Below are 15834 nucleotides of genomic sequence, written 5' to 3'. Positions count from 1 at the left end.
AATTGTAGAGACTCAAGACTTTAGTTACTAAAAATATTTATTTTTAAATGATAAATTATTTCTTAATAATTTTAACTATTTCTTTTTTTCCTTCGGAAATTATTTGAACTAAATAAGTTGATCTTTCAAGTTTAGACATATCTATCTGTAAACTTTCATCGCTAGTCTTATTTTCATAAACGATTTGCCCCATTACATTGTATATAACAATATCAGAAACAGCGTTTATATTAGAAATTGTCAATATGCCTTCAACCGGATTTGGATAACAAATAACTTTAATTGCATCATCAACCGGATTAGGATTAACTATAGTATTACTACTTTCTCTTTTTATAACACCTGTTCCTTCATAAGCACCTCTATTTGGAGGCAAAGAATTGGATACAGTATAACCATAAAAATCAAAACCTCCATTAGTTGAAATTACCTTACCATTAGAAATTACTGGTGAAGTGGACTTCAATTTATAACCATTTAAAGATGTTAAACCATTGGTACCGGTTCCTGCACTTACAAATAATGGATTAGAAGTAATCTTAAAAGTATCAATTGCTGAAGAAGGTTCGCTAGAAGGATGATTACCATAATAAACATTGTTTAATATTGACCTCGTTTGACCAACTGTTGCAAAATTATAGCTCCCAGAACCTGAATTATATATAATATTATTATTATAATTATAAGTGTGATTATTTCCAGAATTCTCAGATATTATAGTAGGTGATAAACCAGATTTAATATAGAAAACATTGTTATAAATTTCATTTCCAGCAGACGAATAGTTAAAAAACACCAACTTTCCTTTATCATTTTGACTAATACTATAACGCAATGTACAACCTACATCTCCTGGATCAGGAATTCCTGTAGTGTTATTATCAGACCCTCTTGTATTACAGCCCCAATATATACCTTGAGAATTATCATGACTATAGCTGTATTGGAAAATAATACCAACACTACCAAAATCAGCATCATACATACTTCCATCTATTGATCCTGGATCAACACTTTGAGTAGTGGCTCTGTTATAATATCCTTCGTTATACTGAAAAATAGTTCCTTTTGCTCGCGCTGTGAACATGGTGTTCCCTGTTGTTCCTAAAGCAGTTTCATAACAAACATTATGATCAACTAAACCGGTTTCATCAGTACATCTTAGTATTAAAGCATTTTTTCCAATATGATGAATCGCATTATTACTAATATGTACATTACTAAAACGTCTTGCATACCAATTATTATATTCGGTAACATCCGCAGTAATTGAAGAGTTTTGGCCACCAGGATAATAAACATTGTCTTCATTATCAAAAGCAATTCCTATATTCTCACTGTAAGAAATACTACAATTGTTAATCAAAACATCATCAAATCTGGAATTACTGGTTGAACTTTCATTTAATACTGTAAAATATATTCCTCCTGTGCGTTTTGGAATAGCTCCATTAATAGTTGATGAACCACTTCCTAATTGTCCTTTTACATGATGTATATTGAGATTTTTTAAATAAACATGGCTACAAAGTCCTTTGTCTTTTACAGCTACCATTACTCCTCTTCTATCAGCTCCTAATGGATTATTATTTAAGGTTCCATCTGAAATTCCGGTAAAGAAAAGATTATTGGGATAAGATGAACTGGTTAGTTTACAATAAAAAGTAAACGTTACGCCTCCACTTGTAGTTGACCCTGAAGTAACTTTTGGATAGCCTCCAGTTGTTGCACTGGTTCCAGCTACAGTAACAAGGTAAGCATTAGTACCGTAGTAAACAATTTGATTTAAACTATAGGCCGTTTTGATAGCATATGCCAAAAGCGTTGGATAATTTGTAATTTCAATATTATTAATCTCAATATAATCTTGGTTGTATAAATAAACAACCCCTTGATTGACAGTTGTCAAACCGTTTCCATTTATAACTGGTTTAGCTCCTGTTCCATATTGATCTATAATAATTGGAGAAAGACTGTTTCCAGAACCTAAGAATTTTAATTGTTGCCCATTCCAAACACTATTACATTTTAATAAAATCTGGGAACCTGAAATCAAAGTAAGTGTATTTACTTTACTAATATTTTTCCATGGCGTTGTTATGGAAGTACCATTATTATTGTCATTTCCATTTACTGAATCTATGTAATAATTCAAAGCACTGACACTGTTAGTATTAAATAAAAATAACAATATAAAAAAACCATAAAAGATTTTTCTATTACAATATCCTGTCTGAAAAATAGCATTATTCATAATATGAAATTTTATTAATATTTTTCGAGTTTAGTTTTAAACCCCTATTTTTTATGATAGAAATTCAAAACTAAACTCGAAAAAAATGGTTTAAATTAATTTTTTACAACCTTAACAGTGGCTTTCTTACCTTCTGAAACCACTTGAACAAAATAAGTTGAAGCATTTAAAGTAGATAAATCTATTTGCAAACTTGTACTATTAGGTGATGTTTCATAAACTTTTTGTCCAATACTATTGAAAATAGTCACTTCTGAAATTTCTTTTGAATTTGACAATGTAATTTTATCTGCTACAGGGTTTGGATAATATTTAAAATCAACAAGTTCTTGATTTTTAATTCCTAAAGATGCTGGAACAACTTCTCCTGTTGATAACATTAAAGCTCCTGAATATCCTTCAAATGTTATTTGACTTAATTGTGTAGCAGTTAATCCATTTGCATCTAAACCAACAAAAAGTTTTCCATTAGTCCCAGAACCACCTGGTGTTCCTGTCCATCCTTTAACAGTTAATGTCTTACCTGCAATCCAAAAATCAGCAGGACCAGGATTACTAGTACTACTATTTGTAAAAACCAAGGCATGTGGAGTAGCTCCCAAAGTCAAAATAGAGTTATCTAACAAAGATATAGTTCCAAAATTTTCATCGTAATCTGCGTTCAAGTTACCTGAAAGTTCTAAATTAGTAATGTCTGGTATAACTTCTGAAGCTGATAAAGAAACTCCTGCTGTACTAGTATTTGCAATAATCAATGCTGTAGCTGGAGGAAAATTAGCCTCTAAAGATTGTGCTCCCGTTCCATTAAACGTTATTCTATTTAAAGCTGTCATGACACCAGCACCTGGAACAAATGCTCCTGAAATAGTAATATCATTAGGAAAATTACGAGGTCCACCAGTAGTATCTAAGTTAACAAATGATCCTTGAGAAATGGTTTGTGTAGTATTAGTACTAGTATAGTTGTAATAAACAGAATAAGGCCAAGTAATACCTGATGGTAATGCTGTTGAGAAAGCATACTTAGTTTTTAAAATTCCTGTTCCTGATAAAGTGTTTATAGATCCTAGTTTGTAGGTATCCATTAATAAAATAGAATTAGCATCAATATTTAAATTTCCAGCAACAGAGATATTACCAGCTGCTTTGGCACCCAATAGGCCTTGTGTCAAAATAGATAAATTTCCATATACACTTGCTGGCACACTCTGAGCATCAACGCCATCAAATATTACAGTTGAAGATGGGTCAACTCCACCGCTTTCGAAAGTTGGAAAAACAGTCAAGTGACTAATTCTTAATGTAGCATTTGCATTCAATTTAACTGTACCAGACAAAAATGCTGTAGCTGAAACAACTAAAGAATTTGAAACTGTTCCATCGCCCAATACTACTTTACTTCCTCCTCCACTAACTGTCCAATCTGAACCTATAGTAGTTCCCGTGTTGAAGATATTAAAAATCTGACCATCAGTTGTAAAATTAGCTGGATGTGTTCCAGTTGCACCATCAGGATTTGACCACCAATTATTTTTGTCAGAACAATCCGATCCAGATGCAACATAAAAATTAGTAGTACCTAACTGTCCTAACGTAACTTTATAATTATCAAAATAAAAATTCACAGCAGTGGTGCTATGATTAAAAATCGTACCAAAATAAGGAAGAGAAACACCTACAAATCCAGCAACATCTGTTACTTCACCTATACCTGTTACTCCACTTCCTGGAGCGCTCAACCCATAAGGATTTGGAAATGGAGCTGCTGTTGTCGCTGCAGTCTCATCACGTTGAAACATATTCCACTTATTAGTTGTTTTATTATAGGTAACGTTAACCGAAACAACTTCTCTTATACTCACCAAAGTTATACCTTGTATAATAGTTGTCAAATTGGCTGTAGCCCCCATTCCGTTTTGAAAACTAACCAAGTCATAAGTGTTTTTAGTCCCTACACCACCCATAACTACTGCATAACCTTTTGCAGCAGGATCTAAGGGACTCAATTTATCACAAGCCAAAATAGCTCCAACTCCATATTGGTATGCAGGAGTGGTATCAAAACCAGACATTGTTGTAGTTGATCTATTATGTTTTATATTAAAAGACCACGTTAATAATTGAGAATTAGATTGCAAAACGGCATTATAACCACTAACACCCGTCATAGTTCCCATTACCAATTCTGTTCCAGCTGTAGTACCACCAGAAATTTTTACTCTATAATCTGGATTGCCTGCAAAATCATTTACCCCTTGAGATGTTGTTGCAATAACTCCTGTTGCAGAAGGTGTAAGAGTATAAGTCATGGATGGTGTACCACCTGGACTCACTACTGCTCTATTAAAATCATCGCTAAATACAGTGGTGACTTGTGCATTGATCAAATTACTTACAAATAGTAATCCAAATAATAACATTAAAGCAAAGGGTTTAATGTTTAAAAAAAAATGTATTTTTTTTTTCATAATAAAAGGTTATTGTTTTTTGTTTATAAAAAAGGTTTTATTTTTAATTTCGTGTTCGCACACGTTGAAAGTCCAAATTTAAATAAAATTTTAATAAGCAACTATTTAAATTAAATAATTTTATAATTATAATGGTAAATAATTTCATTCTGTGGAATTAATCAATATTTAAATTGCACATTTAACAAAAAAATTGTTTTTTATTTATAAATAAAAAACAATTGTATTAAAAAAACTTTTAATTTCTAACTAAAAAGTGAAGTGGTTGACTAAATTCATATAAAGAATTACAAGCACTGTCAAATTAATTTGGAGAACAAATTACGTTTTTTCTGAAATTATGAAGTAAAAAAATGATTAAATATTATTTAAGATAATGAAATTAAGCACCTAGAATTCAAGACAGATATTGGTATAAAACAAAAAAATGTATAATTATGTATTACTTGGAGATAAAGGCTATTTGCATGAAAGTATACTATTAGATTTGTTTAAAAAGGTAAAAGTCAAATTAGAAAAACCAAAAAAGATGAATGAAAAAACTATAAACCATCACATTAAATATAGAGATAAAGAAGGATAATTCTTTCTATTATGTGACCTTTTTCTAATTTAGAAGTAGTTATGGAAAATCATTTCAAGGCCTTAAAACAAGAATTTTATCAAAAAAACATCCAAAAATTTTCAGCAATTCATCAATAAATTTATTTTTGAGAAACCAATAAATAATAGCAATACAAAACTAATTTAATTATACATAATGGGGTATATATTTAGTACTATTCTATCCAATTTTCTTTTGTAATAATCTCAATTGGCATGTATATATTCTTATTACTTTCTTCTTTTAAAACTAATTTTTTATATAGTTTAGTAATACCTATGTAACCCTGCTCTTCAGGTTTTTGATTTATTAAAAAATCAATATATCCTAATTTTAAATATTCAATGTTTTGTTGCAATAAGTCATATCCTATAATTCTAATATTTGGTAAATTATTATTTTTAATAAACTTAGCAACAATATAGGATCTTGAATTAGGAATATAGACAGCATCTATATCATTAAACATTTCTTTTGTCAAATAAACTTTACCGTTCTTAATAATATTAATTTCTTTAAAATTAATATTTAATTCATTCTTGTTTTCAAAATAGGAATAAAACCCTTTAACTCTTTGATTAAAAATAGAAGTGATATCATTTTCTTTTGCAATTTTTGCAATAAGTATAGAACTGTTTTTTTTGATACCATAACTAATCAGTTTTGCAGATAGAAGCCCTGTTTGATAAGCATCTTGTCCAATATAATATTGATTGTAATTTTCTACAATATTGGAATCAATCATTATAATTGGAACATTTTTTTTTGTATACTCGTTAAGAAAACTGAGGGATTCATTATGAAATATTGGAGCGAAAAGCAAGCCGTCATAGTCTAACTTTAACAATTTTTCGGCATTTTTTTTAAAAGAATTAGAGTCATATTTATAATAATAATAATCAATAAAAAAACCAAAGTTGCCATATTCTTTTTCCGCTTTTTCTATACCGTAAATAGGTAATTTCCAATATTCTAGTTCATTGTGTTTTGGAAGAAATACAGCAATTCTAAATTTTTTATTAAATGCTAAATTACTAGCAAATATATTTCGTTTGTAACCGTGTTTTTCTATTAAGGCATTAACGATATCAATATTTTCTTGTGTTACTTGGCCTCTGTTATGAATTATTCTATCGACTGTTCCTGGAGATACATTTGCTAGTTCAGCAATCTTTTTTATGGTAATCATATTTAATATTATTAGTAAGAATATACAAAACTAAACTTACCTCTTTTGGGTTATTGTATGCAGTGTAGTATATTTAAATCGTGTTTTTTAAGATACTAATATTCAGGGTTTTGGATTTTTAAAACAAAAATAATAATTGCAAATTTAATAAAAAAACTATTGATTGATTATAGAAATTATTAAATCAATTAATAGTTTTTTGTTTACAAATATTCCGAAGTTCGCGCTAGTGTCATTCCTGTAAAGCATTTACTAAGCAGCATTTTATTTAAAAGCTGTAAATCCGATTGAAAAAAGTTCGAGATAACTCCCTCTTTTCCACAGAAATCCTGCCATCGGCGGGATTTTTTATTTTAGTAGCATAGCTCCCCTTTATCTTTAAACTCCCCCTCCCGCTGTCTGCACTACACGGTAGTTTGCTCCCATCGGGGCTATAAACTACTACAGTAATTCTTAAACTATGTTACTATTCGTGTTGTTATTTATAAAGTGGTCAACGTAATTTATAAAACTCCACTTGTAATTTATAAAAGTCCAGTTGTAATTTATAAAACTCCTCTTGTAATTTATAAAACTTCACTTGTAATTTATAAAGTAGCTATTGTAATTTATAAAACCCCAATTTCCAATTCACAATTCATAATTCACAATTCACAATTAAAAAAAATCCCCTTCATCTCTGAAGGGGATTTTTGTTTATCGTTTAAGCGTAAAGTGCGCTTTAAATTGTTTAGCTGTGGCGTTTTCTATATAATCTACACTAAACCAGTAATCGTCTGAAGGTAAGAGATGTCCGTTAAACGTTCCATCCCAACCATCGCCTGTAGAACTAATTTGTTTCAACAGTTTGCCATAACGGTCAAAGATGTAAATCCTTGCATCAGGCTGTCCACCTAATCCAACAATATTCCAGGTATCATGTATGCCATCGCCATTCGGGGTGAAGTAATGTGGGTAATCAATGATTTGTACATCTTCTATTATAAGCTCCTCACAACTATAAGCGATGCCGCCTTCAGTGTCCCAAACATGGATCACATGGGTTCCTAACGAAACACTGTCAAAAATAGTGCTCGCCTGTCTTGGTCCATCATCTAAACTGTATTCATACGTTCCATATCCTTGAATAAGTACCGTAATAATTTGTTGCTCAGTAAAGGCATTAGTTACTGTATACCCAATAGTTCCAGTCGGAATAGAAGCTTGCCCTGATTGTATCACTGCAAACGAAGCCGAGGTACTATCACAAGCCAATGCACTATTACTAGTAACATGCACCGTATAGTTTCTAGTAGCTCCCGTTGCCGATGAAGTGTTCACCGTATACGTTGGTCCTGTTGCCCCTGCTATCGGAGTAGTGGCTGCATCCTCAAACCATTCAAAAGTATAATTCCCGGGATTAGCAATACCACTATCTAGTGTTAATGGTCTTACTACTGCGTTGGTATCAAAGTTAACACAAATCGTATTCACACCATTATTCGTTACGATAATAGGATTAGGATAACGCTCCACGGTGATATCAATAGTGGTAATAGCATAACATAACGGTGTAATGGTATTACTGCTGTTCTCTACCTTAACCCATATTGTATCGGTATCTGGATCGGTTTGATAGGCTTGAGCTTGGGCTAGTGTTAAGGCATTTGTCCCTGCTGTAGCGTCTGCCAAACTAGTATAATAACTTACTAAGAATACCGTTGGGCTTTGTCCATTAAGGATAGCCGTAGCATATTGAGTCAAGTCAATTTGGTGGATACCATCATAAGGGTCATTATAATTATCACATTCTGCAAAAGTTTGTGGCCCTGTAGCGGTAGCATATTGTTCTACGGCTAAAGTAAGTACTCCTGTATTAGTACATCCTGTGGTATTGTTTACTACTCTAATGTAGATGTTTTGTGAATTGGCAGTAACATTAGTATACGGAGATACTAGCGGTAGTTGTCCTGTATTAGTCAGTGGATTAGCGCCTGCTGCTGTTAAGTAGTAGCTTATCGTAAAGTCTGTAGTAGCTTGTGCTGCTCCTAGTATCTGTGGGGCTAACAATGGGTTAGTCAAATCAAATGGGGCTAATCCATCGGTATCATTATCACATACTCTATAAGGAGCTAATGGTTGTACTACCGTTGGCAGTGGATTCACTTTCAAAGCTTGTTCAACCAGTACATAACAGTGATTCCCTTGATAGTCCACTCTGGTGTTCTCTACTCGTATCCAAACATTAGTCCCCACTAAAGCGTTGGTTGGGGTTAGTATTTCGTTGGCTACAATATTATTTTCTGCATCTGCTTGTGTTGGGAAGTAATGGAAACTTAAGTTCGGGTCATTATTTCTAATGTAGCTTTCATTAACCGTTAAATCAAAATACTCCAACATATCTCCTGGATTGTTATCATCACATTTTGGTGCCAAAGCTGGTGGATTGGTATTTGGAGTTGGAATTGGTAAGACTCTAATATCCAAGGTCGTGATACTTTCACAATTCGCCGGTGCTGGACTACTCACTACTACTCCCAAGGTTTGTACCGCTGGATGTAATAGGTCGTTTTGATACGCTGTTGGTGTAGTAATTGGATTAGTATGGGTTTGTGCTTCTAGTAAACTTGGATAATACGTTACGGTATATCCTAATAATCCTTGGGTGATTTGCGCATTTTTTACCGTTAAATCAAAAGTATGGTATTGATTGTTTGGATTCGCATCATCATCACACAAACTAAGCGGAGTGGGTGTAGTAAGCAACAGTGGAGTGTTAATATGCAACAAGAAGGTGCCTATATTATAACAATGGGTCACATTGTTCTCTACTCTAACCCATATTGTCTGACCATTACTGCCAACATAGTTCGTGTCTGGTATAATCGGTGCGGTTCCTACTTGGGCTAAAGCTAAGCTGGTGTAATACGTTACACTATAGGCTGTAGCTGGCAAAGGTTGTTGTGATAGAACACTAGCGGTTAATTGGGTTAAATCAACTCTTGTACTTGCATCTTGTGGATTGTTATCCGTATCACATACTGTAATATCAACTAAAGATACTGGCGGTTTTGGACTCGGATTAACATCCAACTCTATGGGAATAACACTAACGCAGTGGGTTAAATTATCTTCCGCTCTGGCATAAATAATCTGTACAAACGGATTAATGTTAATATACTGTGCCGGATTAGGAATCGTAGTACCATTACTAGCGGCATCTTGTGGCGTTTCATGGAAACTTACCGTATAAGTGGTAATCGAGTTTAACAATCCTGGTAACAAACTCGTTAAATCAAAAGTAGTAAAGCCATCTTGATCATCATCACAAAGTGTGTAAGGTTGTGTAGGTGGAATTAAACTTGGTAAAGGCTCTACTCTAATATCCATCGTAGAGATAACAGAACATCCTGTGGCATTATTGGTAATGCTTATCCCTAAGGTTTGAACATACTGTATCTGGTTTTGGTATAATAAGTTGGTGATTTCATTAGTCCCATTCTGAGCATCCCCTAAACTGATATAAAACCTAACCGTCATTCCCGTTTGTCCCAATAAAATATCATTGATCTTACTACCTAAATCAAAGGTCTCAAAGCCGATATTACTTTGGTCAACATCACAAAGAGAATACTGTGGGTAGTTCGGCTGAAGTGAATTCGGTATCGGATTCACTACTAATTGCAAGGTTACTACATCATAGCATCCCGTAGCGATTGTCTCCACTCGAACATAAAGCGTTTGGGTGTTTGGACTAGCATTCACATAACTAGAAATACTAGTGATAGCATTGGTTCCTGCATCTGCATCCGATTGACTTGTGTAGAAACTTACGCTTGTTAATGCTGGGTTGATACTGCCCAATATCTCATTAATTTTTGTGGTTAAATCAAAAGTCTCAAATCCAACTGCTCCTGTGTAATCACATAAAGCATAAGGAGTTGGTTGGGTCGCAACTGGAGTCTTGTTGACTATTAATTGGAAAGGAATAATTTGATAACATGATGAACTACTAGAGTTTACTCTAATATAAATGGTTTGTAAAAAAGGATAAATATTATCATAATTTGAAGGAGTTGGTATAGTTGTACCATTAACAAAGGCATCATCTACTGTTTCATGAAAACTAACGGTATAAATTGGATTTCCACCAGTAATACTATTGATAACCTGTGTTAAATCAAAAGTTACAAAACCATCATTATTAGGATCACAATCCTGTAATGGAAGAGGTGTATTTACCGTAAAATTAGCATTAATACTTACAGTAACTGGTTTGATATCAAAACAACTTCCAACAGTACTCTTAATATAATAAATTCCACTGATAGCGATAGCAGTCGGATTTGGTAGTGGTATTGTAGCTGCTGCATCAATCCAATAGCTCAATATACCACCACCTGTACTACCTACAGTAACAGCTGGCAAAGTAATATTTACAGTACCTGGCAAACATACTGTAGCTGGATTTGTAATTTGTAAATTAGGATTACTTATTGTAACTGTAACCGGTTTAATATCAAAACAACTTCCAACGGTACTCTTAATATAATACGTCCCGCTTACTGAAACTGTTGTTGGATTCAATAATGCAGTTGTAGCAGTAGCATCAGCCCAATAAGTTAATGTTCCTCCTACTGTACTTCCTACAGTAACGGCAGGTAAAGTAATATCTACCGTATTAGGCGAACAAACTGTTGCTGGATTAGTAATGATTAATACAGGTGTTGTGTTTATAGTAACTGTAACTGGTTTAATATCAAAACAACTTCCAACGGTACTCTTAATATAATAAGTCCCGCTTGCACTAACGGATGTTGGATTAGTTAATGAAGTTGTAGCTGTAGCATTGGTCCAATAAGTTAATGTACCTACACCCGTACTTCCGGCTGTAACGGCTGGTAAAGTAATATCAACCGTATTAGGTAAGCAAACTGCTGCTGGATTATTAATACTTAATACAGGTGTAGTTGTAATAGTAACTACAACTGGTTTAATATCAAAACAAGAACCCAATGTACTCTTAATATAATAAGTGCCACTTGTAACTGAAGTTGGATTGGCTAAAGCAGTTGTTGCAGTAGCATTAGTCCAATAAGTTAATGTTCCTCCTCCTGTACTTCCTGCTGTAACGGCAGGTAAAGTAATATCAACCGTATTAGGTGAACAAACCGTTGATGGATTTGTAATGGTTAGTACTGGAGTAGTACTTATTGTAACCGTTACTGGTTTAATATCAAAACAACTTCCAACGGTACTCTTAATATAATAAGTCCCGCTTGAACTAACGGATGTTGGATTGGCTAATGAAGTTGTAGCTGTTACATTGGTCCAATAAGTTAATGTACCTCCCCCCGTACTTCCTGTTGTAACGGCTGGTAAAGTAATATCAACCGTGTTGGGTGAACAAACTGCTGCTGGATTATGAATACTTAATACAGGTGTAGTTGTAATAGTAACTACAACTGGTTTAATATCAAAACAAGAACCCAATGTACTCTTAATATAATAAGTGCCACTTGTAACTGAAGTTGGATTGGCTAAAGCAGTTGTTGCAGTAGCATTAGTCCAATAAGTTAATGTTCCTCCTCCTGTACTTCCGGCTGTAACGGCTGGTAAAGTAATATCAATCGTATTTGGTGAACAAACTGTTACTGGATTTGTAATAGTTAGTACTGGAGTAGTACTTATTGTAACTGTAACCGGTTTAATATCAAAACAACTTCCAACGGTACTCTTAATATAATAAGTCCCGCTTGCACTAACGGATGTTGGATTGGCAAATGAAGTTGTAGCTGTTACATTGGTCCAATAAGTTAATGTACCTGCACCTGTACTTCCTGCTGTAACGGCTGGTAAAGTAATATCAACTGTATTAGGTGAACAAACTGCAGCTGGATTAGTAATAGTTAATGATGGTGATGGGTTAATCGTAACGACAACTGGTTTAATATCATAACAACCACCAAGAGCACTTTTTATATAATAAGTACCACTAGTTGTTATTGCCGATGGATTTGTTAGTGCTGTTGTAGCTGTTGCATCAGTCCAATAACTAATTCCACCACCTCCTGTACTTCCTGCTGTAACAGCTGGTAAAGTGATATCAACAGTATTGGGTGAACAAACTGCTGCAGGATTGTGGATACTTAATACTGGTGTAATAGCACAAGTAGAATAACAAGTATTTGTTTGGCTTGGGGTACATACACCATTCCAAGTCAAAGTAAAAGCAACCCCTTGTCCTGGTCCTGTAACTGGAACATTAAAATGTGAAGGTGCTGTTTGTGTACCTGTAACAGGAGGACCTCCATTAATGGAATAACTATAACTAAAACTAGTTTGTCCAACATTATTAAAATCAAAAGCTACCTGTGTAGTTGTTGTATTAGCAGCATCACAAAACAAAAATGGTGTTGCAGTTGGAGCATTATTACCAATTGTAACAGCAATATCAGCTCTTGGACTTTCACATCCTCCTATGGTTTGGCTTACAAAATAATGAACAACTGATCCAAGAGCTCCTGTTGTTAAAGGGGTTGGAGCAGTTGCAGAAGCAACACCACCAGTAGCATTGGTACCATACCAATTTAATGTTCCCCCAGCACTTGGAGTAGCTGTTAAAGCGGCCGCAGTAGCGTTTTGACAATAAGTAATTGGACTAACAGTAGGTGCAGGAAGTGCAGGAAGTGCATTTAAAGTTATTGGAATTGGATTTGAAATACAACCCGAAACTAAATCTTTGATTTGTGCATTATAATTACCTGGAGTCAAACCTGTAAATGAAGTTCCCACTTGATAAGTTGTTCCTCCATTAACACTATATTGATAATTAGCTGTTTGATATATAAATGTCCCAATGTTAGTATAATCTTGTGGATCTAAAGCTGTCCAATCAGCAGGATTCCAAGTTAAGCTAGGATGTGGAACTGTAACTAATCTTCTAAACGAATAACCAGCTGAATTTGCTGGAGTAAAAGCAATACCATCAGTCCTTCCCCATAAATCAATTTCGACATTTCCACTAGTAGTTAATCTAATATTATCATCCGTATTTACACCTCCACAACCAGCAAAAACTAAATTGGGAAGAACGCCACCCTGATTTGTAGCACTTCCTATAGCAACAACTGCAACAGCATTACTAGCCAAAGAACCCGAAAGCAACAAATCACATGATGCAGTACCGCTTCCATTATTGTATACTTTTAATCTATAATTAGCTAAGTTCTTAGTGGTTCCTGTCCCGTTAAAGATTTCTACATAAGTTAAAGATCCTACGTCTTCATCAGAAACTTCAGAAATAAATAAATCTGTTGGAGCTGGTAAAGGTGCTGGGTTAATAGGACCTGTAAAAACAATACTTCCTGTAGAAACTAAACATGTAGGTTGTGTTACCGTTACTGTTGGAACTGGACAAGGTAAAGAAGCTATACAAGTAGCATTACCAACAGCAAAACATCCTCCTACACCTGTTGGCGTTACCGATATGGCAACTGAATCATTAGGATTTAAACCAGTAACTGGGTAAGATGTATTAGTTGTACTTCCACCACTAACAGAACTACCACCATTGATAGTATAAGAAATAGTATATCCCGTGGCACCTGATACTGCTCCCCAATTAAAAACAACTGAATTAGAGGTTGAAGTTCCACATGAAATTGAAGGAGATGCTGGTTGATTTACTGTTACTGTAACAGAATTTGATAGATTACAAGTTATAGCTCCAGTAAAAGAGATATCATCTAAAGCAAAATCATTCCCAGAAGCAGTTATCACTCTATCATAAAGACAAATTTGTGCAGTTGTACTTGCTCCAGAATTCCATACATAAGTTCTTTGAACCCAACCACAAGTTGCAGCAGGAGCAATGGCTGAACCAATTGAAATACCATTAATTAGGACATCAATATTTGCTGAATTTGGAGTAGCAACTGTTTGAATCCAATAACTAAAATTATAATTTTGTCCAGGAACAACAGGAACAGTCTGACACCAAACTCTATCATTTCCTGCATTCAAATTTGAACCATCTATTGCCATCATATTTCCCGCTCCTCCATGAGCAGTACATGAAGAAAATCCTGCAAACCATGCGTTTGAATTAGTAACAATTCCATATGTCTTTTGAGTACCGGACGGAACAGTTACCGTTAAATACTGATAATCCGTTGTAAATCCAGTATTCCCTTGAGTAAAGTCTCCGTTAAAAATCAGTTCTGCTGTTGAATTTGATGCTGAAGTTACGGTGTAAGTTGTTGTTTGTGTTGGACTAACATTTTGAGAACTTCCAGTGGCAGATAAACTGGCATCAACTGGTAACGATGTCCAATTATAAGTACCTGTACTTCCGCTTGCAGACAAACTTGTTGAACTACCAGAACACATGGTTGTTGGCGAAGCGCTAACATTTAAATTGGCGGGTTCAGTAATAATAATATTGGATAAAGAAGCGGTAACAGGAGGGATATTACTATCGGTTACAGAAATTGAATAAGTACCAGGTCCAAGCCCTGTAAAAATACCGGTGGTATTGGTTTGTGAAGCAGTTCCTGAGATAGAATAGGAAACATAAGGTGTTATTCCATGAACTCCATTAATAACAATTGATCCATTATTAGCATTTGGACATGTTGAATTTGTTGATGAGTAGGTAATAGCTAATGGTTGTGGTGCTGCTGTTACTGACATATCATCAATGGCAAAATCATTTCCAACCGCATTAGTATTATTGTTGAATAATTTTATATTGACACAGGCACTTGTAGGGACAAAAGTATATACCACTTGTTGCCACCCATTTGCTGTTGGTGGAGCCGTTGGATTTCCTGAGACTAAAGTTACTGAACTAGCATTTAAAATATTAACTCCAATATCTGCAGGAGTTGGACTACCAGCCACTGGACCATAAACTGATCTGATCCAATAACTAAAGGTATATGTGGCACCAATTGTCAATGAACAAACACCTCCACCTCCATTACCAGCTTCCCAAAAATTTTGTTGACCACCAGTTGTATTTCCATCAAAGACTAACATATAGCCTGTTCCAGTAGTGTGATCTACACAACTTATAAACGAAGCGGTATTCATAGTTTGAGGGTCTGTAGTAAAAGCCCAATTACCAGAAGTAGTTGTCCCTGAAAATGGAGGATTAATCCTTACGTAACCAGCTCCATTTGAAAAGAAACCAACCACGCTCCCAGTTTCAAAATTACCATTCACAAGTAGGTTTTGAGAGAAACTTTGAAACGAAATTAGTAACAATAAAAGCGTTATTATTTTTTTATATAAAAAAGTAATATGTTTCATTTAAAATATTTTTATAGTAGATATT

General features: G+C 34.2%; 5 protein-coding genes. 1 reads left to right on the top strand and 4 read right to left on the bottom strand.

The window, feature by feature from the left end; genetic code table 11:
- Window positions 1-55 precede the first annotated feature (55 nt).
- Entirely contained in the window at window positions 56-2254 is a 2199-nt protein-coding gene (locus OLM53_RS00320; RefSeq protein ID WP_264521062.1) for a T9SS type A sorting domain-containing protein, read from the bottom strand.
- Window positions 2255-2349: 95 nt separating this feature from the next.
- On the bottom strand, window positions 2350-4722 hold the full coding sequence (locus tag OLM53_RS00315; RefSeq protein ID WP_264521061.1) for a T9SS type A sorting domain-containing protein: 2373 nt from the start codon (window positions 4720-4722) through the stop codon (window positions 2350-2352).
- Window positions 4723-5149: 427 nt separating this feature from the next.
- Between OLM53_RS00315 and OLM53_RS00310 the strand changes: the two genes are divergently transcribed.
- The gene (locus OLM53_RS00310; RefSeq protein ID WP_264521060.1) at window positions 5150-5305 is read left to right on the top strand and encodes a hypothetical protein; all 156 of its coding nucleotides are present in this window, start codon (window positions 5150-5152) and stop codon (window positions 5303-5305) included.
- Window positions 5306-5501: 196 nt separating this feature from the next.
- Here the strand turns inward: OLM53_RS00310 and OLM53_RS00305 are convergent, their stop codons facing one another.
- Both OLM53_RS00305 and OLM53_RS00300 read right to left on the bottom strand, forming a co-directional pair.
- Window positions 5502-6515 carry a substrate-binding domain-containing protein gene (locus OLM53_RS00305; protein ID WP_264521059.1) on the bottom strand — a complete coding sequence of 338 codons (1014 nt, stop codon included), beginning with the start codon at window positions 6513-6515 and terminating at the stop codon, window positions 5502-5504.
- 696 nt (window positions 6516-7211) lie between these two features.
- Window positions 7212-15809 (bottom strand): T9SS type B sorting domain-containing protein, encoded by an 8598-nt coding sequence (locus OLM53_RS00300; protein WP_264521058.1) that lies wholly within the window; start codon window positions 15807-15809, stop codon window positions 7212-7214.
- Window positions 15810-15834 lie beyond the last annotated feature (25 nt).

Origin of the sequence: Flavobacterium sp. N1994 (assembly GCF_025947145.1) — a bacterium.
Lineage (GTDB): Bacteria > Bacteroidota > Bacteroidia > Flavobacteriales > Flavobacteriaceae > Flavobacterium.
This window is presented reverse-complemented; position numbering and strand designations above follow the sequence as displayed.

Excerpts from the sequence above, each read along its gene's own strand:
- OLM53_RS00320 (WP_264521062.1), bottom strand. The coding sequence starts at position 2,254 with ATGAATAATGCTATTTTTCAGACAGGATATTGTAATAGAAAAATCTTT.
- OLM53_RS00315 (WP_264521061.1), bottom strand. The coding sequence starts at position 4,722 with ATGAAAAAAAAAATACATTTTTTTTTAAACATTAAACCCTTTGCTTTA.
- OLM53_RS00310 (WP_264521060.1), top strand. The coding sequence starts at position 5,150 with ATGTATAATTATGTATTACTTGGAGATAAAGGCTATTTGCATGAAAGT.
- OLM53_RS00305 (WP_264521059.1), bottom strand. The coding sequence starts at position 6,515 with ATGATTACCATAAAAAAGATTGCTGAACTAGCAAATGTATCTCCAGGA.
- OLM53_RS00300 (WP_264521058.1), bottom strand. The coding sequence starts at position 15,809 with ATGAAACATATTACTTTTTTATATAAAAAAATAATAACGCTTTTATTG.